Below are 22,755 nucleotides of genomic sequence, written 5' to 3' on the forward strand. Positions count from 1 at the left end.
CGCGGCGGGCTCAGCGCGAGGTTCCCCGCTCCGGGCGCTGGGCCGGTACCTCCGGGCGCAGCCGGTTCAGGAGGCGGGCGCGTTCGCGGGTGAAGGCGGGGTCCGACTGGTAGTCGGAGTGGCCGAGGATCGGGGCCGGGAGCGGGTGGTCCAGGGTGCGGCCGTAGGCGAGCGGGTCGCGCAGGGGCTCGTGGTCCACGTCGGGGGTGGCGTCGTCGGGGACGCGGACGGGGCCCCCGATGGGGTCGGTGCGCCGGTAGAGGTTGCGCCAGCAGGCGATGTCGTGGTGCAGGGCGGCGAGCGCGGGCGCGCCGAAGTGGGCGGGGAACCAGCGGCCGTAGAGGCGTTCCAGCGGGGAGCCGTAGGTGAGCAGGGCGACCCGGCCGCGGACGGACGGCGGCAGCTGCCAGGCCGCCGCGGCGGCGAGGACGCTGCCCTGGGAGTGCCCGGACAGCACCAGCCTGCCCTCGGTGCGCCGGGTCCAGGTGGCCATGCGCCAGGTGAGGTCCGGCACCGCGCGCTCGGCGTAGCAGGGCGGGGCGAAGGGGTGGGCGGCGCGGGGCCAGAAGGTGCCGACGTCCCAGAGGATGCCGATGGTGCGCCGTGCGGAGGCGTCCTTGTAGGCGCGCCTGCCCCAGGTCACGAACAGCAGGAAGCCGAGCCCGACCAGCCAGGAGCCCACCGCCTGTGAGGTCTCGGCCACGGCCTGGACGAGGTGGTGGGCGCGCCGGGCCGCTCCGTCGGGCGTCTTCCGGGTGACCAGGGCCCCGGCCAGCGCCGCGCTGCCCAGTACGAGGGTGGTGGCCGTGAGCACGCCGACGACGAGGGGCGCCCGGTCGGTGAGGCCGGCCATGGCCCGGGCGTGGGCGATGGCGCGGGTGCGGGACACGTCCTCGGGCTCGCCGGGGTGCTCACCGCGGACGCGGTCGCGTTCGGCGCGGGCGAGCCGGGCGGTGCGCAGCCCGAGCCCGGCGGTCAGCAGGAGGAGGACCGCGAGGAGCGGCGGGATGGCGGAGGCCTGCCAGGTCAGCAGGACGGGCGGCCCGGCGAGCAGGGCGCGGGTGCCGTCCAGCCAGTCGGCGACCCGCTGTGCGACCCCGCCGGAGATCACTCCGCCCAGCGCGCAGGCGAGCAGCGCGACGGCGGGACCGCCGAGGCCGCGCAGCGCGGCGCGCGGGTCGGGGCGGCGCCGGTACAGGTAGCGGGCCACGACGGCGAGGGCGACGACGAGCAGGCCCTGGGCCAGCATGAGGGCGCCGAAGGCGGGGTCGCCGGGCAGCCGGCCCGCGGACCGCCAGCCGGGCCGGGACCAGCCGGCGTAGACCAGGCCGAGCAGCAGCAGGGCGAGCGCGGCGAGTTTCAGGGAGCGTACGAGGTGCCGGTCGAGCCGCTGGTCGAGGCGGTTCTCGCTGCGGCCCCGGCGGCAGACCACCCCCACCACCGCCGCCCCGCAGGCGAGCAGGGCCGCGGTCAGCAGCCAGCCGAGCAGGTCCAGGGTCCGGGGGCCGCCGGGCCGGTGGTCGAAGCGGGCCGCCGGGGTGGTGACGGCGGCGGCCACGGTGAGCAGGCCGGCCGCGGTGTGGGCCGCGCGCAGCCGGGCGACCAGACGGCGGCCGTACCAGAAGCCGGGCCGCACCAGCGCGCTGCCGTGGTCGTCGGGCCCGGGGGCGCCGGACTCCGGGGCGGGCGCGGGGTCGGGGCCACCGGGCTTCGGCCCGGTATCGGGGTGGGCGTCGGCGTCGGGGGACAGCGGCAGGTGGGACTCGTAGGCGCGCCAGGTGCGGTGCGAGAGGTACCACAGGAGGCCGGTCAGCGCGGCGGGCGGCACCGCGGCGAGGGCGAGGCGGCGGCCGGGGGCGCTCCACCAGCCGCCGGCGGCGGGCGACAGGAAGTCCAGCCAGGAGTGGCGGCGGACGCAGGCCTGGACGCCGGCGCACTGCCAGGCGACCAGGTCGAGGGCCACCTCGCAGGCGGCGGCCACCAGCAGCACGGTCAGGGTGAGGGCGGCCAGGCGCACGAGGAGCCCGTAGAGCCGGGCGGTGCGCGGCCGGGCGGGTGCGGCGGGGCGCATCCAGTGGGCGAGGTTGACCACCATGAACGGCAGCAGTAACAGCCACAGGGCGCGGCTGCCGTCGCCGGAGGTGAGGTTGCACCAGACGTAGGCCTCGCGGACCGGTCCGCCGCGCGGCTCCCGGCCGGCCGGGGCGGCCTCGGTGTCCTCGGTGCGCCGGAAGACGGCGGCGGTGTCGTCGCCGGTGACCCGGACCGTGCGCGGGTCGCCGAGCATCTTCTCCGGTGTGGTGCCGCCGACCCCGTGCACCAGCAGTTCCAGCTCGGCCTCCGGCTCAGCGGGCCGGCCCGGGCACGTCCCCGGCCCGGCCGTGTGCTCTTCGTATTTTTCCGGCCCGGCCGTACGCTCCGTGTGCTGCCCCGCGGGGCGGTCCTGTGCACGTTCCACTGTTCTCGCACTTCCCCCGTGACGCCTGACGTCTGTGTCGTGCGCGGTTCAGGATGTCCTCTCCGGCGGTCGCGTGCACCCACTGTCACCGAATCTCCCCGAACCGTGTCACGGCGGACGGCCCGGCAGGTGGTGGCGCAACCGGGGCCGAGCCATGAAAGGATGGGACGCCCGCGCGCTGCCGGACGGATGGAACCTGCTGGTCGGAGCCGGTGCGCCGGGCGTGTCGGACGGTTGGCGGCGAAAGGACCGGAGCGTACGTGAGTGAGAATCAGAACCTCCTCGCGGAGCAGCGGCGCGCCCTGATCCTGGACGAGGTCCGGCGCCGGGGCGGGGTGCGGGTCAACGAGCTGACCCGCAAGCTCGGTGTCTCGGACATGACCGTGCGCCGCGACCTCGACGCGCTCGCCCGCCAGGGGGTGCTGGAGAAGGTGCACGGCGGTGCCGTGCCGGTGGTCGAGGCGAGCACGCACGAGCCGGGGTTCGAGGCGAAGTCGGGACTGGAGCTGACCGCCAAGGAGGACATCGCGCGCGCCGCGGCCCGCCTGGTCGCCCCGGGGGCGGCGATCGCCCTGTCCGGGGGTACGACGACGTACGCGCTCGCCCAGCACCTGCTGGAGGTGCCCGATCTGACCGTGGTGACGAACTCGGTGCGGGTCGCGGACGTCTTCCACGCGGCGCAGCGCACCTCCGGGCAGCGGCAGGGCTCGGCCACGGTGGTGCTGACCGGCGGGGTGCGCACCCCGTCGGACTCGCTGGTGGGGCCGGTGGCCGACCAGGCGATCGCCGCACTCCACTTCGATCTGCTCTTCCTGGGGGTGCACGGCATATCGGTGGAGGCCGGTCTGTCCACGCCGAACCTCGCGGAGGCCGAGACCAACCGGCGGCTGGTGCACTCCGCGCGCCGGGTGGTGGTGGTCGCCGACCACACCAAGTGGGGTGTGGTGGGCCTGAGTTCGTTCGCCGCGCTGGAGCAGGTGGACACGCTGGTGACCGATGCGGGGCTGCCGGCCGAGGCGCGCGCGGAGATCTCCGAGCACCTGCGGGTGGTGGTGGCGGGCGAGCCCGAGGACGAGGACGGCGCAGACAGCTGAGGGGCCGTCAGCTATCGTGACGGTGCCCGGTCAATCGTACGGCGCAACCGTCACGAGGGGATGTCGTCCATGGCTCGTCGTCTGCGTCCGGTGGAGATCGACTTCGTCGGGGCCGCGCCGGTGCGCCTGGTCTTCGCGCGGAACATCGCCGCGCCTCCCGAGCAGGTCTTCCGCGCGCTCGCCGAGGACGTGCCCGACTGGACGCAGTGGTTCTCCGCGGTGACGTCCGCCCGGGCCACCGACGGTGGCGCCGGGCGGGAGATCGGGCTGCGGGGCGGGACGCGGTTCACGGAGACGGTGCTGGTGGCGAAGGCGCCCGACGTGTACGCCTACCGCGTCGACACCACGAACGCACCGGGCGCCCGTGCCCTGGCCGAGGAGTGGCGCCTGGCTCCTCACGGCACGGGCACACGCGTGCGGTGGACGTTCGCCGCCGACGGGACGGCGCCGTTCCGGTTCGCCCTCATGCTGGCCCGGCCCGGTCTCAAGCGCGCCTTCCGCGACGCGGTGACCTCCTTGGACCGGCGCCTGTCCGGGCGGTGATCAGCCGTCGCCGCGGGCCTGGTGCGCCTCGCTGACGACCGCCGCCATCAGCTCCGCGTCCAGCGCGGAGACGTCGGCCAGGCGGGAGGCGGCGGACAGCGAGTTGAGCAGGGTCTTGGTGACGCGCAGGGCCGCCGGGGGGCGGCGGACGATGGGTCTGGCCCAGTCGGCGACGGCCGCGTCCAGCTCGTGGGCGGGGACGACCCTCTGCAGGACGGACAGGGACCGGGCCTCCTCCGCGCCGAAGGCCCGGCCGGTGAGGACCAGTTCGCGAACCCGGGCGGCGCCGACCTCGTTGATGAGCCGGGGCAGCAGGCCGCCCCACGCGGTGGGCAGCCCGAGGGCCAGTTCGGGCAGCCGGAAGACCGCGTCCTCGGAGCCCACCCGCAGGTCGCAGGCGAGCGCCAGGGCCATGCCCGCCCCGATGACCTTGCCGTGGACACGGGCGATGGTGACGGCCGGGTTGCCGGTGAGGGCGTCGCAGACGCGCCGGGCCTTGGTCCCCGACAGGCGGATGCCGCCGCCCGTGGGGTCGTGGGCGAGGTGCCGGGTGAACTCGCCGCGGTCCCCGCCGAGACAGAAGTCGTCCCCGCGCCCGGCCAGCACCAGCACCCGCACCGCCGGGTCCTGGTCCTGGAGGACCGCCAGGAGGTCGTCCAGCAGGGCGTCCGTGACCGTGTTGCCGTGCTCGGGGGTGTTCAGCTCGATGGTCAGGACGGGGCCCTCCCGGTGGGTCCGCAGGGTCTGCTGTCGCGGGGCGGCCGGGAGAGCCGTGAGGGGAAGCGCGGTCATGTCGTCACTTTCAGGGGGTCATGTCGTCACGTGCGAGGGGGTGGCACGCTCAGGTGGTCACACGCTCACGTGGTCACACGCAGGGAGGTCACCCGCCGGAAGACCATCCGGTCCGCGTAGGTCGGGGCCGTGGCCGGCCGCAGCGTGGGGAAGCGTTCGAGCAGCTGGGTGAGCAGCTGACGGGCCTCCAGGCGGGCCAGGGCGGCGCCGAGGCAGTAGTGGGCGCCGCCGCCGAAGGTGAGGTGGCCGCCCTTGCGGCGGATGTCGAAGACGTGCGGGTTCTCGTTGCGGCGCGGGTCGTGGTTGGCGGCGCCGTACAGGACGTGGACGACGGTGTCCTTGGCGACGGGGACGCCGGCGAGCACCGTGTCGTCCGCGGCGAAGCGGGAGTTGAGGTGGATGGGCGGGTCGTAGCGCAGCACCTCGTCGATCGCGTCGTCGATGTGCTCGGGGTGCCGGCGCAGCCAGTCGGCCACGGCGGGGTCCCGGGTCAGGAACCACACCGCGTTGGTGAGCAGCGTCGCGGTGGTCTCCAGGGAGGCGATGGTGATGAACATCGTCAGGTCGTACAGCGTCTGGTCGGCCGCCGCGCGGTCGTCGGGGTACTGGGCGTCCCAGTAGCGGATCCAGCCGGAGAGGACATCGTTGCCAGGGTGGGCGCGCCGGTGGGCGAGGAGGCCGGTGAAGAAGGCCCGCATCTCCAGGGTGGCCTGGGCGGAGACGGCCAGTTCGCTCTTGGTGGGGAGCAGTTCCTGGGCGTGGACCTGGCGGTGGGTGAAGTCCAGGATGTGGGCGTGGTGCTCGTCCGGGATGGCCAGCCACCGGCCGACGGTGTGGATCGGGAGCTGCTCGGCGACCGTGGTGACGAACTCGGCCGTGCCGTGGGTGCGCAGCCTGAGGTCGAGGCGGTCCAGGAGGCCGGTGACGTGCCCGGCGATCTGGGGGCGCAGCACCTCCAGGGTGCCGCGGTCGAAGAGGTTGCCCAGGGCGCGGCGCTGGGCGGTGTGCACGGGCGGGTTGAGGCGGGAGAGGGTCCGTGTCATCTCCCGGGTCGCCGGCTCCCGCCAGCGTGCGGGGTCGGGCCGGCGCTCCTGCCAGTCGAAGTCGGGCACGAGCCAGTTCCTGCCGCGCAGGACCTGGTTGCACGCGTCGAATCCGGTCACGAAGTACCCGCCCCAGGGAGCGGGCACCACGTCGCCCAGTGCGCGCAGCTCGTCCCAGACGGGCAGGGGGTCGGCCCGTCCCTCGTCCGACCGCAGGCGACGAAGGAGGGGGATGACGGCTCGTCGGTCGGGGGTGGTACCGCGTATGACGCCAACGGCGGTCACGCGAGGCTCCTTTGATGGCTGGGCGCTACCTTTACCGCCGGAACCTACCCTTCCCCTCTCCTTCGTCATGCGCCTGACAGTGTTGCTCCTGTCACACAGAGCACATCAGACCCGGAAGATGTCCAGGAAGCTGCTCCAGAAGCCCTTCTTCCTGGCCGGTTCCTGACGTGCGGCGGTGACCGGTGCCGTGGGCAGCGGCTGCTCCGCCGTGGCGGCGGTACGGTTCTGCAGCGCGGAGGCCATGCGGGTGGCCGGGGTCGGGCTGAAGGCCACGGGCAGGGCCACCAGGGCCCGGTGGAACGGGCCCGGCCGCCATTCCAGCTCCTTCTCGTGGACGGCCAGCGCCAGGTCGGGCAGGGCGTTGAGGATCTTCTCGATCGCGGTGACGGCGATGACCTGCGCCGGGTCCTTGGCCGGGCAGGCGTGCGGGCCGGCACCCCAGGCCAGGTGGGCGCCCTTGCTGTGCATCCGGCGGGCCTCGGCCAGCGCGGGGTCGCTGTTGGCCGCGGCGAAGCTGATGACGACCGGGGTGTTCGCCTGCGCCACCACTCCCCCGAGGTCCACGTCCTGGACCGGGTAGTGGGTGGCGTAGTTGGCGATCGGCGTCTGGTTCCACAGCACGTGATCGATCGCCTCCTCGATCAGCATGCCGGAGTCGCGCCCGCTGGTGTCGGGCGACAGCAGCAGGAGCAGGGCGTTGCCGATGAGGTTGCGCTCGGGTTCCACGCCGGCGCCCATCAGCATGACGAGCTGGTCCTTGAGTTCCTCGTCGGTGAGGCCCGCGGGGTGCTGGATCAGCCAGGAGGTGACGTCGTCGCCGGGCCGGCGGCGCTTGAGGGCGATCAGCTCCATGAGGCAGGCGGTCAGCTCCTCGTTGGCGCGCAGGGCGTCCTTGCCGTCGAAGATCGCCGACATGGCGCTGGTGAGGGTGTCGCCGATGTCCGCGGGGCAGCCGAAGAGCTTGTTGAACAGCAGCAGCGGCAGCAGCTTGGCGTAGTCGTTGAGGAGGTCCGCCCGGCCGCGCTCGCTGAACTGGTCGATCAGGTAGTCGGCGAGGGGCTCGACGTCGCGGCGGATCCGGGTGATGTTGAGCCGGGCCAGGCTGTCCGTGACGGCCTTGCGCAGCCGCAGGTGCACGGCACCGTCGGTGAACAGGCAGTTCGGCCGGTACGCCATCATCGGCAGCACCGGGTGGTCCAGTCCGATCCGCCCTTCGTTCAGGGCCTTCCAGCGGCGGGCGTCGCGGGCGAACAGCGTGGAGTTCTGCAGCACGCGCAGGGCCATCTCGTGGCCGACGACCAGGGTGGCGTCGACACCGGGTGCGAGTTCGACCGGCCCGGCCGGACCGTGGGCGCGCAGCCGGTCGTAGACCTGGTGGGGGTCGGCGGCGAACGCGGTGTCGTGCATGGGGCATCTGGCGCCGGCGGAAGCGGGGGCTGACTGGCGGTCCATGAGGTTCCTTCTGCTGGCTCCGGCCGGGGGTCCGGGGGGATGGTCCGGGCCGGGGCCGTAGGGGGATGGTTCCGGGCCGGAGGCGGGCGGGGCCGGGCCGGCGGTCCGGAGACGGGGGATGGGGGCTTTGGCCGGGGGTGTCAGGCGGCCAGGGGGCTGGTGCGTCAGGGGGTGGCCGGGGCGTCAGGCGGCCCGGGTGAGCAGGTGGCGCACGAGTGCGATCAGCGCGTGCGCCGAGGACTGCCGGTCGCGGGCGTCGCAGTAGACGACCGGGGTGTCCGGCAGCAGGTCGAGGGCCTCACGCACCTCCGCCTCCTCGTACACCGTGCCCCGCTGGAAGCTGTTGACGGCGATGGCGTACTCCAGGCCGTACCGCTCGACGAGGTCGATGACGGGGAACGTCTCCTCCAGCCGGGCGGGGTCGACCAGGAGCAGCGCCCCCAGGGCGCCGCGCGCCATGTCCTCCCACAGCTGCATGAACCGCTGCTGGCCGGGGGTGCCGAACAGGTACAGCACGAGGTCGTCGCTGAGGGTGAGCCGGCCGAAGTCCAGGGCCACGGTGGTGGTGGTCTTGTCCGCCACGCCCCTGAGGTCGTCCACGTGGAGCGACGCCTGCGTCATCTTCTCCTCGGTGCGCAGCGGGGTGATCTCCGACAGCGAGCCGATGAAGGTCGTCTTGCCCACGGCGAAGTGCCCGACGACCAGGATCTTCGCAGCGTTGGTCACCGCGCTGGAGACGTATATGTTTCCGGGGGCCGTCTCAGCCGATGAGGGATTGGAGTCCATTCAGAACCTTTTCCAGGGTCGCTCTGTCAACGTTCTGAGCCCGGGGCGGCTCGGCGCGGCGCAGCAGGTGGCCCTGCTCGAATAAGTCGGTCAGCAGCAGCCGGGCCACTCCCACCGGCAGTCCCAGGTGGCCGGCCACCTCGGCGACCGACAGGTAGCCGCCCGCGCACAGCGTCCAGATCGCCCTCACCTCCGGGCCGGCTCCCAGCGGGGGTGTCCGGTCGGGCGCCAGGGTGACCAGGGTGTGCAGCGCCAGGTCGTCCGCGGCCGGCAGGGTCCGGCCGCCGGTGATGACGTAGGACCGGACGAAGTCGCTGGTGACGGAGGCTTCCTCGCCGGGGGTCGTCATGCGTTCACGCCGTTGTCCGAGCGCGGCGCCACGCTCATCGCCTTGCTCAGCGCGGACACCGTCTTCTGCATGCGGAAGGACATGGCCTCCATGTCGACGTCCGGCGCGGCCGAGACGGCGAGGTAGGAGCCCTGGCCGGCCGCGATGAGGAAGATCCAGCCGCCGTCGTACTCCAGCAGCGTCTGCTTCCAGATCCCGTGTCCCGCTCCCACGAACCCGGCGACGGCCCGGCTCAGCGACTGCATGGAACTCATCGCGGCGGCGTTCGTCTCGGCGTCGTCCCGCCCGATGTCGTCCGAGCGCTGCAGCAGCAGGCCGTCGCCCGAGACGAGGATCGCGTGCCGGGCCCCGCGCACTTCGAGTACGTCGTTCAGCACCCAGGACAGGTCGATGTTCACTTGTGGTCAGGTCCTTCCGTGGTGTTCGTGGTCCGCCCCAGCTGTGTTCCTCGCGCGAACGCCCCGAGCCGCGACGCCGTCACCTCACTGGCCGGCTCGGGCGTCTCCTCCTGGCCGCCGGCGTCGAGGGCGGGGACCACCGTGACGGGGCCGCCCCGCCGCCGGCGCTTGGGCAGACCTCCGGAGGTCGTGCCCACCACGTGCGAGGGACCCACGACCGGGACCGGCGCCAGTCGCTGGGGGGCCGCCTCCGGGCCCGCGGCGTCCTGGGCGTCGGCCACGGGGGCGGGCGCGTCGGCCGCGAGGAGACTTTCGGGCACACGAATCACTGCACGCACTCCGCCGTAGGGGGACACGGAACCGACGGAGACGGCGAAGCCGTAGCGGGCGGCGAGCATGCCGCACACGGCGAAGCCGAACCGCGGCGGATCGCCGAGACCGGTGATGTCGACGGGACCGTCGACCGACAGCAGGGCCGCCGCCCGGTCCTTGGTCTCCTGGTCCATGCCCAGCCCGGCGTCGTCCACGATGAAGCACAGGCCGGCCGGCACTGTCTGGATGTTGACCTCGACCGGGGTACCGGGCGCGCTGTAGTTCGTCGCGTTGTCCAGCAGCTCGGCGAGGACGACGGCCACCGGCTCGACGGCCTTGCCGACGAGGGAGACGTTGACCTGCGAGTGGACGCTGACCCGGTCGAAGTCCTTGATCCTGCCCTGGGCGCTGCGCGCGACGTCGTAGACCGTGGCGGCGCGCTCGCGCCGGCCCAGCCAGCCGCCGCACAGCACGGAGATGCCCTTGGCGCGGCGGCTGAACTGGCTGCCGGTGTGGTCGACCGTCATCAGGTCGGCCAGGACGTCCGTGGTGTCGCCGTACTTCTTCAGCAGGCTGTCCAGGAGGACCTGCTGTTCCTCGGCGAGCGACTGGAGCGTGCCCATCGCGGACTTCAGCACCGCCTTGGTCGACGCCTCCGCGTCCGCGCGTACGTCCGCCAGGTCGCGCTGGTGCTGTGCGGTCAGCGCGGCGACGTGCGCGTGGAGCTGACCGACGTCACCGCGGGCCTCCCCCAGCCCTGCCTCCAGTTCCTTCCTCGTTCTTCGGAGAGCCATGTTGGTTCTCCGGGCCCGCATCACTGCGACGACCGCAGCGGCGAGCACCACAATCAAGATCCACAGCAGTGGATCCCGGATCAATGACGTCATGAGACTCTCTTCAAGTCGCATCCCGCGGGCGAGCACGACCAGCGCGATGGTGCCTTTGCGACTGTCCCCCAGACGCGTTGATGACACGCCGTCAGCCCACTCAAAAGTGCGATGATCTTATCAGTCACACAGGCACAACCGACTTGCCCAGAGCCCCAATTGAGCCGTCACCAAACCCTCACATGCCCGAAACCCGCCCGTCGTACGGCGGCCGCGGAGGGCGGGCGCCGCAGAGGGGCGGGTCGGTCGTGGCGGGGTGGGCCGGTCTTGGTGGAGGGGGTCGGCCGTGGCGGGGCGGGTCGGGGCGGCCGTGGCGGGATGTGTCGGCCGGGACGGGACGGGTCGGCCGGGGCGAGGCGGGACGGGTCGGCCGGAGGGCGGTGGTGGGTCGTAGCCGGGTGGGTCGGTCGTGGTGGGGCGGGGCGGCCGGAGCGGGTCGGGCGGCCGGGGCGAGGCGGGTCGGCCGGGGGCGGGTGGTGGGTCGTAGCGGGGCGGGTCGGTCGTGGTGGGGCGGGGTGGTCAGTCCGGCCACACGCCCGTGGCCAGGAACGAGTCGAGCACCGTCGCGTACGGCGTGATGTCCAGGCCCTGCTCCGCGAGCCACGCGTCCGAGTAGTACTTGTCGAGGTAGCGGTCGCCCGGGTCGCACAGCAGGGTGACGACGCTGCCGGTGCGTCCCTCGGCCACCATCTCGGCGACGATCTTCAGCGCGCTCCACAGCCCGGTGCCCGTCGAGCCGCCCGCCTTGCGGCCGATGGCACCCTCCAGGGCCCGTACGGCGGCGACGCTGGCCGCGTCCGGGACCTTCATCATCCGGTCGATCGCACCGGGCACGAAGCTCGGTTCCATGCGCGGCCGGCCGATGCCCTCGATCCGGGAACCGCAGTCACAGATGACGTGCGGGTCGCCGGTCGTCCAGCCCTCGAAGAAACAGGAGTTGTCCGGGTCGGCGACACAGATCCGGGTGTCGTACTGCATGTAGTGGACATAGCGCGCGAGGGTCGCGGAGGTGCCGCCGGTGCCCGCCGTGGCGACGATCCAGGCCGGCTCCGGGAACCGCTCCAGGCGCAGCTGGCGGAAGATCGATTCGGCGATGTTGTTGTTGCCGCGCCAGTCCGTGGCCCGTTCGGCGTACGTGAACTGGTCCATGTAGTGGCCGCCGGTCTCCACCGCGAGACGGGCGGACTCCTCGTACATCTTCCGGGAGTCGTCCACGAAGTGGCACTGTCCGCCGTGGAACTGGATGAGCCGGATCTTCTCGGCGCTCGTCGTGCGCGGCATGACCGCGATGAAGGGCACGCCGATCAGCTTCGCGAAGTACGCCTCGGACACCGCCGTCGATCCGCTGGACGCCTCGATCACCGGACGGTCCGGACGGATCCAGCCATTGCAGAGGCCGTAGAGGAACAGGGAGCGGGCGAGCCGGTGCTTGAGGCTGCCGGTGGGGTGGGTGGACTCGTCCTTCAGGTAGAGGTCGATGCCCCACCGCTCGGGCAGCGGGAAACGCAGCAGGTGCGTGTCCGCGGAGCGGTTGGCGTCCGCCTGGACCTTGCGGACGGCGTCTTTGAGCCATGCACGGTAGGCGGCGTCGCTGCGGTCGACGTCGAGGGTGGCGCCGGTCCTGGTCTGGGGAGTAGTGCTCACGGCAGGGCTCCTTACGCTCGTGGCCGACGGCGCCTCACGCGGGCCGGCCAGTCGAGCATAGGCAGCTTTCACACCGCTTCCCACCTGCATAAACGCATCTTTGGGCGCCTCAAAGGCACCCTGGGGCACACGCGTGCGAGCCACCCGGGGGCGCATGGGCGGAAGTGCCCCGGGCGGCTGTCGCAGGCGCCCCGTGCGTACTGGTGCTCCTCGCCGGAGCGCGGCAGACTGCACGCGACGGGACCACCGTCCCGGACGGGGGCGCACACGGAACCACGGGAAGACCGTAAGGGGGCGGCGACACATGGCGGAGCCCGAGTTCAGCGCCACAGGCGTGCGCATCGGCAAACGTCTGCGTTCGCTCACCCGGGCCGGGGAGGTCCGGATCAGCGACGGCCGGCTGCAGCTGCTGACCAGCTACGGCAGCGAGATCGACAGCGCGCCGGTGCAGGCGGTGCGCGCGTCCAAGCCATGGTTCGTGCCGGACGACCGGGCGCTGGCCGACGTCAACGGCACGCGGTACCTGCTGACGCTGGGCGACCACGACCCCGCTCCGGGGCAGCCGGGGCCGCCGGCGGCACGGCGGTTCGTCGAGGCGGTGCGCCGGGCGGCGGGGCGCGGCGGCTGAGAACCGTACCGCCGTGCGCGGCACACCCGTGCGGCGCGCCGCGTACGGCGAACCGCGTACGGTGCGCACCGCGTACGGCGAACCGCGTACGGTGCGCACCGCGTACGGTCCGCACCGCGCAGGCGGACCGCGTACGGTGTGCCCGCGTACGGCGGTCCCTGCACCGCGCGGGTCGGCCCGCGCCGGTCGGACGGCGCGGGCCGAACGGCGAGGGCCGCGTACGGTACGCCGCGTACCGGGCGTTGCACACCGGGGCGCCGCTCACGGCGCGCGACGGGCGGTCGCGGCGAGTTGCGGGAGCGCATCCGCTGCGTCACGCTGGTCTCACGTCACTCTGGGTTTACCGGCGATAACGCTGCGAACCAGCCCGCCGGCCACGACAGCAGGCGGACGTTTGGACGCAAGCCACCCTGCTGGATCCGTTGTTCTCCGTGTTCTTCCGGTTCCTCCGGACCTCACATCGGGGAGTCGCAGCCGTGATCAGTCACCCAAGCAGGCACTGCACGGTGGAGCTCCAAGCCCTGCCGTCGCGGATCGGCCAGGTCCGCAGAATCGTATCTGCGCAGTTGCGCTACTGGCATCTGGACCCGTTGATAGACCGGGCCGCGCTCGGTGTGACGGAGCTGCTCAGCAACGTCCACCGGCACGCCAGGCCCGACAAGTCGTGCACCGTCGAACTGGAGTTGCTGCCGGACCGGCTCACGGTCTCGGTCCACGACCACGACCCACGCCTCCCGGTACCGGCCGACGCCCCGGACGACACGGACACCGGTCCGCTCGCCACCTGCGGGCGGGGCCTGGCGATGGTGGCCGCGGTGAGCGAGAGCTGGGGCGCCCGGCCGGACGGCGAGAACGGGAAGGTCGTCTGGTTCACCCTGCCGGCCACCACCCCGCTCCGCGGCTGTCCGGAAGCAGCGCCTCGGGAGCTGACCCGGACTGCGCCCGCCCCGGCTCCGACACGGGCACGTACGCCCGCCCCGGCTCCGGCTCCGGCTCCGGCACGTGCGCCGGCACCGGTTGCCGCGCCCGTCGGGGCGGGGATGGGCGCGGCGGCGGAGGCCGGGGCCGCCGTACCCGTGGGTGCCGGTGTGGCCACGGCGGTCCCCGTGGTCGCGAGCGGTGCGGTCGGGGCCGCGGCTCCGGCGCCCGGCGGCACTGTCGCCGGGGGCGGGGGGAACACGGCCTCCGTCACCACCACGCCCTCCCACGCACGGCCGGCCGTGCGCCGATGACCGGGCGGCGCCGCCCCTCGGGTGGCGCCGCCGCCGCGGCGAGCCCCGAGCCCGCACTCCCTCCGTCGTGACGACCGCGACGGTTCGGGACCGCCAGGGCGGCACGCAACACATGGCCCCTGCCCCTGCCCCTGCCCCTGCCAGGGGCGTCGTCATGCCGTACCGCCGCCCCTGCCGGTACGGCCGAACTGTTCCTCCAGGACGGACAGCCGGCGCCAGTACTCGTCCTCGTCGATCTCGCCGGAGGCGAAGCGGCGGCCGAGGACGGCGAGCGGCGAGTCGCCGGCCGGGCGTTCCACGCCCACCGGCCGCCAGGGAACACCGCGCCCGCGCCGGGCGGTGCGGCGCAGGACGGTGACGGCGCCGATCACGACGGCCGCCCAGATCAGCGGGACGAAGAGGATCCAGGGGCCGGGGCCGGAGCCACCGCCCCAGTGCGCCAGGGTCTGCATCTCGGGTCTCTCCCTTGTCGGTTCGGGTCTTCGAGTGACGTTCCGAGGCTCCCTCCGACAGGGGGTTCCGGTCGTCGTGCGGGCGGGGGCGGTTCGGATACCTCCGGGGGAGTACGGCCGTACCGCCGCACTGCTCCCGGAGTGGACCGGGCTTCCGGGTCCCGGAAGAGGACTCGGCTCCCGGAGGGACTGGCGGACTGTAACTACTAGTATGTACAGTGGCCGCATGAGCACCTCGGAACGACTGATCGAGTCCACCCGCGAGCTGCTGTGGGAGCGCGGGTACGTCGGCACCAGCCCCAAGGCGATCCTGGAGCGGGCGGGGGCCGGCCAGGGCAGCATGTACCACCACTTCAAGGGCAAGCCCGATCTCGCCCTGGCCGCGATCCGGCGCACCGCCGAGGAACTGCGGGCCACCGCCGAGGCCGTGCTCGCCGGGCCGGGCACGCCGTACGAGCGCATCGAGGCGTACCTGCTGCGCGAACGTGACGTACTGCGCGGCTGCCCGGTCGGCCGGCTGACCATGGATCCGGACGTGATCGCGAGCGAGGAACTGCGCGCGCCGGTCGACGAGACGATCGCCGCCATCCGCGAGCGGATCGCCGCCCTCGTCGAAGAGGGCAAACGGCGGGGGCAGTTCGCGCCCGGGCTGGACGGACAGGAGATCGCCGCCGCCGTCCTCGCGACCGTGCAGGGCGGCTACGTCCTCGCCCGCGCGTCCGGATCGCCCGCCGCCTTCGACGCCGGTGTCCGGGGTCTGCTCTCCCTGCTCGCACCCCGGACCCCCGGACAGGAGAACTGAGTCACGTGCACATCACCACACGCCGCCCCGACACCCGGCAGGGCCCGGCGGAGAACTTCACCGGCACGGTCTGGCTGGACGAGCTGGCCGCGCCGCCCGCCCCCTCCCGGCTGCGGATGTTCAACGTCCACTTCGCCCCGGGCGCGCACACCGCCTGGCACCGGCACCCGCACGGGCAGGTGCTGCACGTCCTGAAGGGCGAGGGACTGGTGCAGCGCCGGGGCGGTGAGGTCCAGGAGATCCGGGCGGGCGACACGGTGTGGATCGAGCCGGACGAATGGCACTGGCACGGTGCCGGGCCCCGCACCTTCATGACCCACCTCGCCGCCGTGGAGGCCGCCGAGGACGGCACGACGGTCGAGTGGCACGCGCACGTGTGCGACTACCCCGCCTGAGAAGGGAACCGCGAGATGCACGCCATGCAGTACGAGTTCACCCTGCCCGCCGACTACGACATGGGTGTCATCCGCTCCCGCGTCGCCCGGGTCGGGCATCTGCTGGACGGCTGGGACGGCCTCGGCATCAAGACGTACGTGCTGCGCGAGCGCGGGGTGAACGGCTCCCCGGTGAACCAGTACGGGCCGTTCTACCTCTGGAACACCCTGGAGGGCATGAACCGCTTCCTGTGGGGCGGAGCCTTCCAGGGGCCCGTCGACGACTTCGGGCGGCCGGTGGTCCGGCAGTGGACCGGTCTGGCGTTCCAGGAGGGCACCGCGACCGCCTCCGCGCCGGCGTTCGCCGTCCGCCGGCGCCAACCGGTGCCGGAGGGCGTGGAGCTGGCGTCGTTCACGGCGGACGCGGTGGCGGAGACGGAACGGCTCGCGGCCGAGGACGGCGCGGTGCTCGCGGCGGCGGCCGTGGACACCCGCGCCTGGGAGCTGGTGCACTTCTCGCTCTGGGAGCACAGCACACCGAAGGCCGACGGCGACCTCTACGAGGTGCTGCACCTGTCCGCACCCGGCCGTGACCGGCTCCCGCGGGGACGGCAGTGGTGACGCACGTCCGTACGGTCCTCGGCGACATCCGGCCCGGCGAGCTGGGCGTGTGCGACGCCCACGACCATCTCTTCCTGCACACCCCGCACCTGCCGGCGATGGACGACGTCTCCGCCGCGCGGGCGGAGCTGGCGGCCTTCCGCGCGGCGGGCGGCGCGGCCGTCGTCCAGTGGACGCCGTACGGCATGGGCCGGCGCGCCGCGGACCTGGAGGTGCTGTCCCGGACGACCGGCGTACGGATCGTCTGCGCCACCGGACTGCACCAGGCGACGCACTACGACCCCGAGGTGCTCGCCCGGCTGCGCGGCGGGCGGCTCGCCGGGCTGTTCGTCGCAGAACTCACCGAAGGCATCGCCGCGACCGGGGTGCGGGCCGGCCTGATCAAGGTGGCCGGCGGTTTCCACGGGCTCGACGCGCACGCCCGCTGGACCATGACGGCGGCGGCCGAGGCCCACCACGCCACCGGCGCGCCCGTGGCCGTCCACCTGGAGCAGGGCACCGGCGCACTGGACGTGCTCGACCTGCTGTGCGGTGAGCTGGGCGTGCCGGGCGAGCAGGTGGTCCTGGGCCATCTCAACCGCTTCCCCGACCCGGTGGTGCACCGGCGGGCCGCCGAGACCGGGTGCTGGCTGGCCTTCGACGGACCCTCCCGTGCCCACCACGCCACCGACTGGCGGATGCCGGAGGCGGTACGGGCCCTGGTGGACGCCGGGTTCGCCGACCGGCTGCTGCTCGGCGGGGACACGGTGACCCCCGGGGCCCGGTCGGTCGACGGCGGGCCCGGGATGCCGTACCTGCTGCGCCGGGTGCGGCAGCGGCTGGCGGAGGAGATCGGCGCCGAACTGGTGGAGCGCATCCTCACGGATCACCCGGGGCGGGCGTTCGCGGCCGACTGGAAGAGCTGAGCGGGCCGTGGCCCGACCCTGTGGATCTCTGTCCCCGCGGAGGGTTCCAGCCGTCGGCCGGGGTCCGCAGGATGGCGGGCGACGACCATCGACCGCCGCCCGGGGGGACGAGAGAGCATGGCCCTGGAGATGCGCGTCCGCCGCGAACCCGTGAGACCACCGCGCTGCCGCCGGACGGCCCGGCCCGCCGCGGGCGCTCGGCGACCCGGTTTCCGTCGGGCTGGACGCCACCGGAGTGCGCCTGACAGGCCGGCACGCCGCGGCCGGCCTGTCGGAAGCAGCCGGGCCGACGCGGTCCGCCGAAAGCAGCCGAGCCGACGCGGTCCGCCGAAAGCAGCCGAGCCGACGCAGCCTGTCGGAAGCAGTCGGGCCGACGCGGTCCGCCGAAAGCAGCCGAGCCGACGCAGCCTGTCGGAAGCAGCCGAGCCGACGCGGTCCGCCGGAAGCAGTCGGGCCGTCGGGGTCTGCTGAAAGCAGTCGGGCCGTCGCGCTAGGCGGCTCCGGCCAGCGCGCCCAGCGGATCGTCCAGGACCGGCTGCCAGGCCAGTTCGGCCGCGCCGACCAGGCTGTTGTGGTCCAGGGTGCACGGCAGGATGGGGACGCCGCCGCTCTGACCCCACAGACTGCGGTCGGCGACCACCGCGCGCAGCCGGCCCGGGTCGGCGTCCAGCAGGGTGCGGTGCAGTCCGCCGAGGATGATGCGGTCGGGGTTGAGGATGTTGACCAGGCCGGCGAGGCCCAGGCCGAGGCGGTCGATGAGGGCCTCGGCGGCGGTGCGGACGGCCGGGTCGTCGTACTGGGTGCGCAGCAGGTCGTTGGCCTGCTGGAGCAGCGACATCTCCGGGCCGGGCTCGCGGCCCGACTCCACCAGCAGCGCCAGCGGGTCCGCCTCGACGTCGAGGCAGCCCCGGCTGCCGCAGTGGCAGGGGCGGCCCTCCGGGTTGACGGTGAGGTGGCCGACCTCCAGCGCGAGACCCGAACTGCCGGTGTGCAGACGGCCGTCCAGGACGAGCGCGCCGCCGACGCCCCGGTGCCCGGTGGCCACGCACAGCAGGTCGCGCGCGCCCCGGCCGGCCCCGTGCCGGTGTTCGGCGAGCGCGGCGAGGTTGACGTCGTTGCCGGCGAAGGCCGGGCCGGTGATGCCCGCCGCGTGCACGCGCTCGGCGAAGATCTCCCGGACGGGGGCGCCGACGGGCCAGGCCAGGTGCAGCGGGTTGAGGGCGAGGCCGGCGGGTTCGGCGACGGCGGACGGCACGGCGAGTCCGGCGCCGACGCAGCGCCGGCCGGTGCCGCGCAGCAGTTCCGCGCCCGCCTCGACCACGGAGCCGAGCACCTTCGCCGGGTCGGCGTCGACGGTCTCGCAGCCGGGCGCCGTCGCCACGATCCGTCCGCCGAGGCCGACCAGCGCGGCCCTGAAGCCGTCGGCGTGGATCTGCGCGGCGAGGACGACGGGGCCGTCCTCGGCGACCTCCAGCCGGTGGGACGGCCGCCCCTGGGAACCGGCCGCCGAGCCGGGCCGGGCGTCCACCCGGATCAGGCCCAGCGCCTCCAGCTCGGCGGCCACCGCGCCGGCCGTGGCCCGGGTGACGCCGAGTTCGGCGGTGAGCACGGCGCGGGTCGGCGCCCGCCCGGTGTGCACCAGTTCCAGCGCGGGCCCCAGTGCCCCGCGCCCCCGGTCCAGCCGCGCCCGTGAGGTGGTCCTCTCCCCCGCTGTCCGGGGATCCGCCTTGCCGCTCATGAGGGCGAGTCTCCCATGATCCGTACCCGGGGTGGCCTCGGCCGCCGGTCACAGGCCGCTCACCCGGAGGGTGATGTTCAGCCGTCCGGCGAGTCCCAGCCCGGCCGGGGCCGTGCCCGGGCGGACGCGGGGCACGCCGTGGTAGGCGAGCCGGGACGGGCCGCCGAAGACGAACAGGTCCCCGCTGCGCAGCTCTACGTCGGTGTACGGCTTCGTGCGCGTCCCGGTGTTGCCGAAGCGGAACACGCAGGTGTCGCCGAGGCTCAGCGAGACCACGGGCGCGTCCGCCTTCTCGTCGGCGTCGCGGTGCATGCCCATGCGGGCGTCACCGTCGTAGAAGTTGATCAGCGCGATGTCGTACGGCGCGGCCGGTACGGCGTCGGGGCCGAGCGCGTCGGCCACCGCGCGGCGGCCCAGCGCGCCGAGCCAGTCCGGGAAGGGCTTGACCGGGCTGCCGTCGCCGTCGACGGCGGTGCGGGCGTAGGCGTACGGGTACCAGTGCCAGCCCAGGCAGACCTGGCGGGCGGTCATGGTGCCGCCGCCCGGGGTGCGGACCGTGCGCAGCCCGGCGGGCGGACGTGCCCAGTCCCGGCAGGCGGCGAGCAGGGCGCGCTGCTCCTCGGCGTCCAGCCAGTCCACGACGTGCACGGCGCCCGGCGCGACCTCCGCACGCTCCCGGGGGAACAGCTCGTCCTCCATGCCCCCATCCTGCCCCACCGCCTCTGATCTGCGGTTCCGCTAGCCTGGACGCACGATGAGCGACCGTATGACGACAGCGTGGGGCGAGGTCGAGCTGACCCGTTTCCCCGAGGACCCCCGCGACCGGCTGCGCGCCTGGGACGCCTCCGACTCGTACCTGCTGCGCCACCTCGCCGAGGAGAAGGTCCCGCTCACGGGCACGGTCGTGGTGCTCGGGGACCGCTGGGGCGCGCTGGTGACCGCGCTGGCGGAGCACCGTCCGACACAGATCACCGACTCCTTCCTCGGCCGGGAGGCGACCCGGGCGAACCTGGCGCGGGCCGGCGTGGAGCCGGGTGCGGTACGGCTGCTCACCACGCAGGACCCGCCGCCGGAGCGGGTGGACGTGCTGCTGGTGCGGGTGCCGAAGAGCCTGGCGCTGCTGGAGGACCAGCTGCTGCGGCTGGCGCCCGCGGTGCACGCAGACACGATCGTGGTGGGCACCGGGATGGTGAAGGAGATCCACACCTCGACGCTCCAGCTGTTCGAGCGGGTCCTCGGGCCCACCCGGACCTCGCTGGCGCGGCAGAAGGCCCGGCTGATCTTCTGCACCCCGGACCCGGCGCTGGAGCGGCCGGCGAACCCGTGGCCGTACAGCTACGCCCTGCCGGACGGCGTCGGCGCGGTCTCGGGGCGCACGGTGGTCAACCACGCGGGCGTGTTCTGCGCCGACCGGCTGGACATCGGCACCCGCTTCTTCCTTCGGCACCTGCCCGGACCGGGCGCCGGGCGCGTGGTGGACCTCGGCTGCGGCAACGGCGTGGTCGGTACGGCGGTGGCGCTGGCCGATCCGGCGGCCGAGGTGCTGTTCGTGGACGAGTCCTTCCAGGCGGTGGCCTCGGCGGAGGCGACGTACAAGGCGAACGGGGTGCCGGGGCACGCCGAGTTCCGGGTCGGGGACGGGCTGGCCGGGGTGGCGCCGGGCAGTGTGGACCTGGTGCTGAACAACCCGCCGTTCCACTCCCACCAGGCCACCACGGACGCGACGGCGTGGCGGATGTTCACGGGGGCGCTGCGCGCGCTCCGGCCGGGGGGTGAGCTGTGGGTGATCGGCAACCGGCACCTGGGGTACCACGTGAAGCTGAGGCGGTTGTTCGGCAACAGTGAACTGGTGGCTTCGGACCCGAAGTTCGTGGTGCTGAAGGCGGTCAAGAAGGGCTGAGCACCGGGCGACGCCGGTCGGGCGGCCGGGCGGCCAGGTGGGCGTGCGGTCAGGCGGGCGTGCGGTCAGGGGGCGTGCGGGACAGGACCCCGATGATCCGGCGCACCTCCCGCGCCATCGCCTCCCGGCCCACGCTCAGGTACTTCCGGGAGTCGACGGCCTCCGGACGGGCCGCGAGGTACGCGCGGATCGCCCCGGTCATGGCGCTGTTCAGGGCGGTCCCGACGTTGACCTTGGCGATGCCGCCGCCGACGGCCGCGACGAGTCCGTCGTCCGGCACGCCGGAGGAACCGTGCAGGACGAGCGGCACGGTCAGGGCGGCGGACAGCCGCTTCAGCAGGGCGAGGTCGAGGACGGCGGTGCGCGTGGTCATGGCGTGCACGCTGCCGATGGCGACGGCCAGGGCGTCGACGCCGGTGCCGGCCACGAAGTCCCGCGCCCGGCCGGGGTCGGTGCGGGCACCGGGCGCGTGCGCGTCCAGCGGGGGCCGGACGGTGCCGCCCCACCCGCCCTGCCCGTCCTTGCCGCCGATCTGCCCCAACTCGGCTTCGATCCAGAGCCCTTGGGCGTGCGCCCAGTCGGCCGCGGCCCGGGTCGAGGCGAGGTTGTCGGCGTACGGCAGGCGGGCCGCGTCGTACATCACCGAGCTGAACCCGGCGCCGGGCGCCTGACGCAGCAGGTCGTCGCTCTGCACGTGGTCCAGGTGCAACGCGACGGGTACGGCGGCCCGTTCGGCGGCGGCGACGGCGGCGCGGGCCAGCGGGAGCAGCCGCCCGTAGCGGAACCTGACGGCGTTCTCGCTGACCTGGAGGACGACGGGGGAACCGGCGGTCTCCGCGCCGGCGATGACGGCCTCGATGTGTTCCAGGGTGATGACGTTGAACGCGGCGACGGCGGAGCGGGCGGCGGCGGCCCGGGTGACCAGGTCGCCGGTGGACGCGAGGGGCACGTGAGGTGTCCTTCCGGGACGGGTCCGGTGGGTTCAGGGGGCGAGGATCACCGAGCGGGTGAGGTGCCGCGGCCGGTCGGGGTCGAGTCCCCGGGCGGCGGCGACGGCGACCGCGAGCCGCTGGACCCGGACGAGTTCGGCGAGCGGGTCCAGCCCGCCCTCGATCCACATGCCGCCGGTGGAGCGGACCTGGTCGGCCAGTCCGTCGGGCGCCGTGCCGAGCATCCAGGTGGCGGTGCCCTCGGTGGTGACGCTGATCGGGCCGTGCCGGTACTCCATCGCCGGGTAGGCCTCGGTCCAGGAGAGGGAGGCCTCGCGCATCTTCAGTCCGGCCTCGCTCGCGAGACCGACGGTCCAGCCGCGCCCCAGGAAGGTGAACTGCGTGCAGTGCACGAGTCCTTCGGGCAAGGGGGTGGCGAGGGCGGTGCGCGCGTCGGTGACGACGGCGTCGGTGTGCAGACCGAGGTGCGCGCGCAGGAGGGTGAGCGCGGTGGTCGCGAACCGGGTCTGGACGACGGAGCGTTCGTCGGCGAAGTCGAGCACGACGAGGTCGTCGGCGGCGGACACGACCGGGGTGTCCGGGTCGGCGGTGACGGCGGTGGTGCGCGTGCGCCCGGCCAACGCGCCCAGCAGTTCCAGCACTTCGGTGGTGGTGCCGGAGCGGGTGAGGGCGAGGACCCGGTCGTACGACCGCCCGTGCGGGAACTCCGAGGCGGCGAACGCGTCGGTCTCGCCCTGCCCGGCGCCCTCGCGCAGCGCGGCCGCCGCCTGGGCCATGAAGTACGAGGTCCCGCACCCCACGACGGCTACCCGCTCCCCCGGCTCCGGCAGCGCGCCGCGGTGCCGCTCGGCCTGCTCGGCCGCCCGTATCCAGCACTCGGGCTGGCTGTTCAGCTCGTTCTCGACATGGGTCATGGCCCACACCCTCCCCTAGCTGATTGTTCCTGCAAGGTACAGCGCCTTTTCGAGCACAATCAAGCATGCAGAGCGCAGCGGTGGGTGCGCTAGGGTCGCCGGAGAGAGCGCGGACGGCCGGAGAAACGAGCACGGCGAGCACGGACGAGCACGCCGCGCACGGACGACCGGCACGCTCGCGGAACGACCGTGGAAG

22 protein-coding genes and 1 pseudogene are annotated in these 22,755 nt (G+C 73.8%); 9 read left to right on the forward strand and 14 right to left on the reverse strand.

Going from position 1 to position 22,755, the window contains the following annotated elements; genetic code table 11:
• Window positions 1-10: 10 nt before the first annotated feature.
• Window positions 11-2,458 carry a hypothetical protein gene (locus tag IEZ20_RS20090; protein WP_189300627.1) on the reverse strand — a complete coding sequence of 816 codons (2,448 nt, stop codon included), beginning with the start codon at window positions 2,456-2,458 and terminating at the stop codon, window positions 11-13.
• 260 nt (window positions 2,459-2,718) lie between these two features.
• Here IEZ20_RS20090 and IEZ20_RS20095 point away from each other — a divergent pair, with 260 nt between their 5' ends.
• Both IEZ20_RS20095 and IEZ20_RS20100 read left to right on the forward strand, forming a co-directional pair.
• Window positions 2,719-3,552: a DeoR/GlpR family DNA-binding transcription regulator gene (locus IEZ20_RS20095; protein WP_189300629.1), complete on the forward strand. Its 834-nt coding sequence runs from the start codon at window positions 2,719-2,721 to the stop codon at window positions 3,550-3,552.
• A 69-nt stretch (window positions 3,553-3,621) separates the two neighbouring features.
• A complete protein-coding gene (locus tag IEZ20_RS20100) occupies window positions 3,622-4,095 on the forward strand; it encodes an SRPBCC family protein (RefSeq protein WP_189300631.1) in 474 nt (157 codons plus the stop codon).
• On the opposite strand, the gene IEZ20_RS20105 is transcribed toward IEZ20_RS20100, so the two are convergent.
• The 8 genes from IEZ20_RS20105 to cds1 all read right to left on the reverse strand — a co-directional run bounded on the left by IEZ20_RS20105 (window position 4,096) and on the right by cds1 (window position 12,043).
• The gene (locus IEZ20_RS20105) at window positions 4,096-4,887 is read right to left on the reverse strand and encodes an enoyl-CoA hydratase/isomerase family protein (RefSeq protein WP_189300633.1); all 792 of its coding nucleotides are present in this window, start codon (window positions 4,885-4,887) and stop codon (window positions 4,096-4,098) included.
• Between the two features lie 65 nt (window positions 4,888-4,952).
• Window positions 4,953-6,215, reverse strand: a complete 1,263-nt coding sequence (locus tag IEZ20_RS20110) for a cytochrome P450 (protein WP_189300635.1) — start codon at window positions 6,213-6,215, stop codon at window positions 4,953-4,955.
• A gap of 105 nt (window positions 6,216-6,320) precedes the next feature.
• A complete protein-coding gene (locus IEZ20_RS20115; protein ID WP_189301163.1) occupies window positions 6,321-7,622 on the reverse strand; it encodes a cytochrome P450 family protein in 1,302 nt (433 codons plus the stop codon).
• Window positions 7,623-7,850: 228 nt separating this feature from the next.
• Complete coding sequence (locus IEZ20_RS20120) at window positions 7,851-8,453, reverse strand: GTP-binding protein (protein ID WP_189300637.1); 603 nt, start codon at window positions 8,451-8,453, stop codon at window positions 7,851-7,853.
• Entirely contained in the window at window positions 8,428-8,802 is a 375-nt protein-coding gene (locus IEZ20_RS20125) for a DUF742 domain-containing protein (protein WP_189300639.1), read from the reverse strand. Before IEZ20_RS20125 ends, IEZ20_RS20120 begins: the two co-directional genes overlap by 26 nt.
• The gene (locus IEZ20_RS20130) at window positions 8,799-9,200 is read right to left on the reverse strand and encodes a roadblock/LC7 domain-containing protein (RefSeq protein ID WP_189300641.1); all 402 of its coding nucleotides are present in this window, start codon (window positions 9,198-9,200) and stop codon (window positions 8,799-8,801) included. The genes IEZ20_RS20125 and IEZ20_RS20130 overlap by 4 nt, the downstream gene beginning before the upstream one ends.
• Window positions 9,197-10,399 (reverse strand): ATP-binding protein, encoded by a 1,203-nt coding sequence (locus IEZ20_RS20135; RefSeq protein ID WP_189300644.1) that lies wholly within the window; start codon window positions 10,397-10,399, stop codon window positions 9,197-9,199. The genes IEZ20_RS20130 and IEZ20_RS20135 overlap by 4 nt, the downstream gene beginning before the upstream one ends.
• A gap of 519 nt (window positions 10,400-10,918) precedes the next feature.
• Complete coding sequence (gene cds1, locus IEZ20_RS20140) at window positions 10,919-12,043, reverse strand: L-cysteine desulfhydrase Cds1 (protein ID WP_189300646.1); 1,125 nt, start codon at window positions 12,041-12,043, stop codon at window positions 10,919-10,921.
• Window positions 12,044-12,347: 304 nt separating this feature from the next.
• Here cds1 and IEZ20_RS20145 point away from each other — a divergent pair, with 304 nt between their 5' ends.
• The gene (locus IEZ20_RS20145) at window positions 12,348-12,671 is read left to right on the forward strand and encodes a hypothetical protein (RefSeq protein ID WP_189300648.1); all 324 of its coding nucleotides are present in this window, start codon (window positions 12,348-12,350) and stop codon (window positions 12,669-12,671) included.
• A 476-nt stretch (window positions 12,672-13,147) separates the two neighbouring features.
• Window positions 13,148-13,559: pseudogene (locus IEZ20_RS39765) on the forward strand (ATP-binding protein); the annotation flags it as partial.
• Window positions 13,560-14,055: 496 nt separating this feature from the next.
• On the opposite strand, the gene IEZ20_RS20155 reads toward IEZ20_RS39765, so the two are convergent.
• On the reverse strand, window positions 14,056-14,355 hold the full coding sequence (locus IEZ20_RS20155; protein WP_189300650.1) for an SHOCT domain-containing protein: 300 nt from the start codon (window positions 14,353-14,355) through the stop codon (window positions 14,056-14,058).
• Window positions 14,356-14,566: 211 nt separating this feature from the next.
• Between IEZ20_RS20155 and IEZ20_RS20160 the strand changes: the two genes are divergently transcribed.
• From IEZ20_RS20160 to IEZ20_RS20175, 4 genes are read left to right on the forward strand one after another with little or no spacing between them, the layout of a single operon-like run.
• Window positions 14,567-15,157 carry a TetR/AcrR family transcriptional regulator gene (locus IEZ20_RS20160; RefSeq protein WP_189300652.1) on the forward strand — a complete coding sequence of 197 codons (591 nt, stop codon included), beginning with the start codon at window positions 14,567-14,569 and terminating at the stop codon, window positions 15,155-15,157.
• A gap of 5 nt (window positions 15,158-15,162) precedes the next feature.
• On the forward strand, window positions 15,163-15,552 hold the full coding sequence (locus IEZ20_RS20165) for a (R)-mandelonitrile lyase (RefSeq protein ID WP_189300654.1): 390 nt from the start codon (window positions 15,163-15,165) through the stop codon (window positions 15,550-15,552).
• 15 nt (window positions 15,553-15,567) lie between these two features.
• Complete coding sequence (locus IEZ20_RS20170; RefSeq protein ID WP_189300656.1) at window positions 15,568-16,152, forward strand: DUF4865 family protein; 585 nt, start codon at window positions 15,568-15,570, stop codon at window positions 16,150-16,152.
• Window positions 16,149-17,057, forward strand: coding sequence for a phosphotriesterase family protein (locus IEZ20_RS20175; protein WP_189300658.1), 909 nt, complete (start codon window positions 16,149-16,151; stop codon window positions 17,055-17,057). The genes IEZ20_RS20170 and IEZ20_RS20175 overlap by 4 nt, the downstream gene beginning before the upstream one ends.
• Before the next feature lie 490 nt (window positions 17,058-17,547).
• On the opposite strand, the gene IEZ20_RS20180 is transcribed toward IEZ20_RS20175, so the two are convergent.
• Both IEZ20_RS20180 and IEZ20_RS20185 read right to left on the reverse strand, forming a co-directional pair.
• On the reverse strand, window positions 17,548-18,795 hold the full coding sequence (locus IEZ20_RS20180) for an ROK family protein (RefSeq protein WP_189300660.1): 1,248 nt from the start codon (window positions 18,793-18,795) through the stop codon (window positions 17,548-17,550).
• Between the two features lie 48 nt (window positions 18,796-18,843).
• On the reverse strand, window positions 18,844-19,494 hold the full coding sequence (locus IEZ20_RS20185) for an alpha-ketoglutarate-dependent dioxygenase AlkB family protein (protein WP_189300661.1): 651 nt from the start codon (window positions 19,492-19,494) through the stop codon (window positions 18,844-18,846).
• Between the two features lie 67 nt (window positions 19,495-19,561).
• On the opposite strand from IEZ20_RS20185, the gene IEZ20_RS20190 reads away from it, so the two are divergent.
• Window positions 19,562-20,695 carry a methyltransferase gene (locus IEZ20_RS20190; RefSeq protein WP_189300663.1) on the forward strand — a complete coding sequence of 378 codons (1,134 nt, stop codon included), beginning with the start codon at window positions 19,562-19,564 and terminating at the stop codon, window positions 20,693-20,695.
• 49 nt (window positions 20,696-20,744) lie between these two features.
• On the opposite strand, the gene IEZ20_RS20195 is transcribed toward IEZ20_RS20190, so the two are convergent.
• Window positions 20,745-21,644 carry a class II fructose-bisphosphate aldolase gene (locus tag IEZ20_RS20195; RefSeq protein ID WP_189300665.1) on the reverse strand — a complete coding sequence of 300 codons (900 nt, stop codon included), beginning with the start codon at window positions 21,642-21,644 and terminating at the stop codon, window positions 20,745-20,747.
• 33 nt (window positions 21,645-21,677) lie between these two features.
• A complete protein-coding gene (locus IEZ20_RS20200; protein ID WP_189300667.1) occupies window positions 21,678-22,559 on the reverse strand; it encodes an SIS domain-containing protein in 882 nt (293 codons plus the stop codon).
• Between the last annotated feature and the right edge of the window lie 196 nt (window positions 22,560-22,755).

The organism is Streptomyces cinerochromogenes (assembly GCF_014648635.1).
GTDB lineage: Bacteria > Actinomycetota > Actinomycetes > Streptomycetales > Streptomycetaceae > Streptomyces > Streptomyces cinerochromogenes.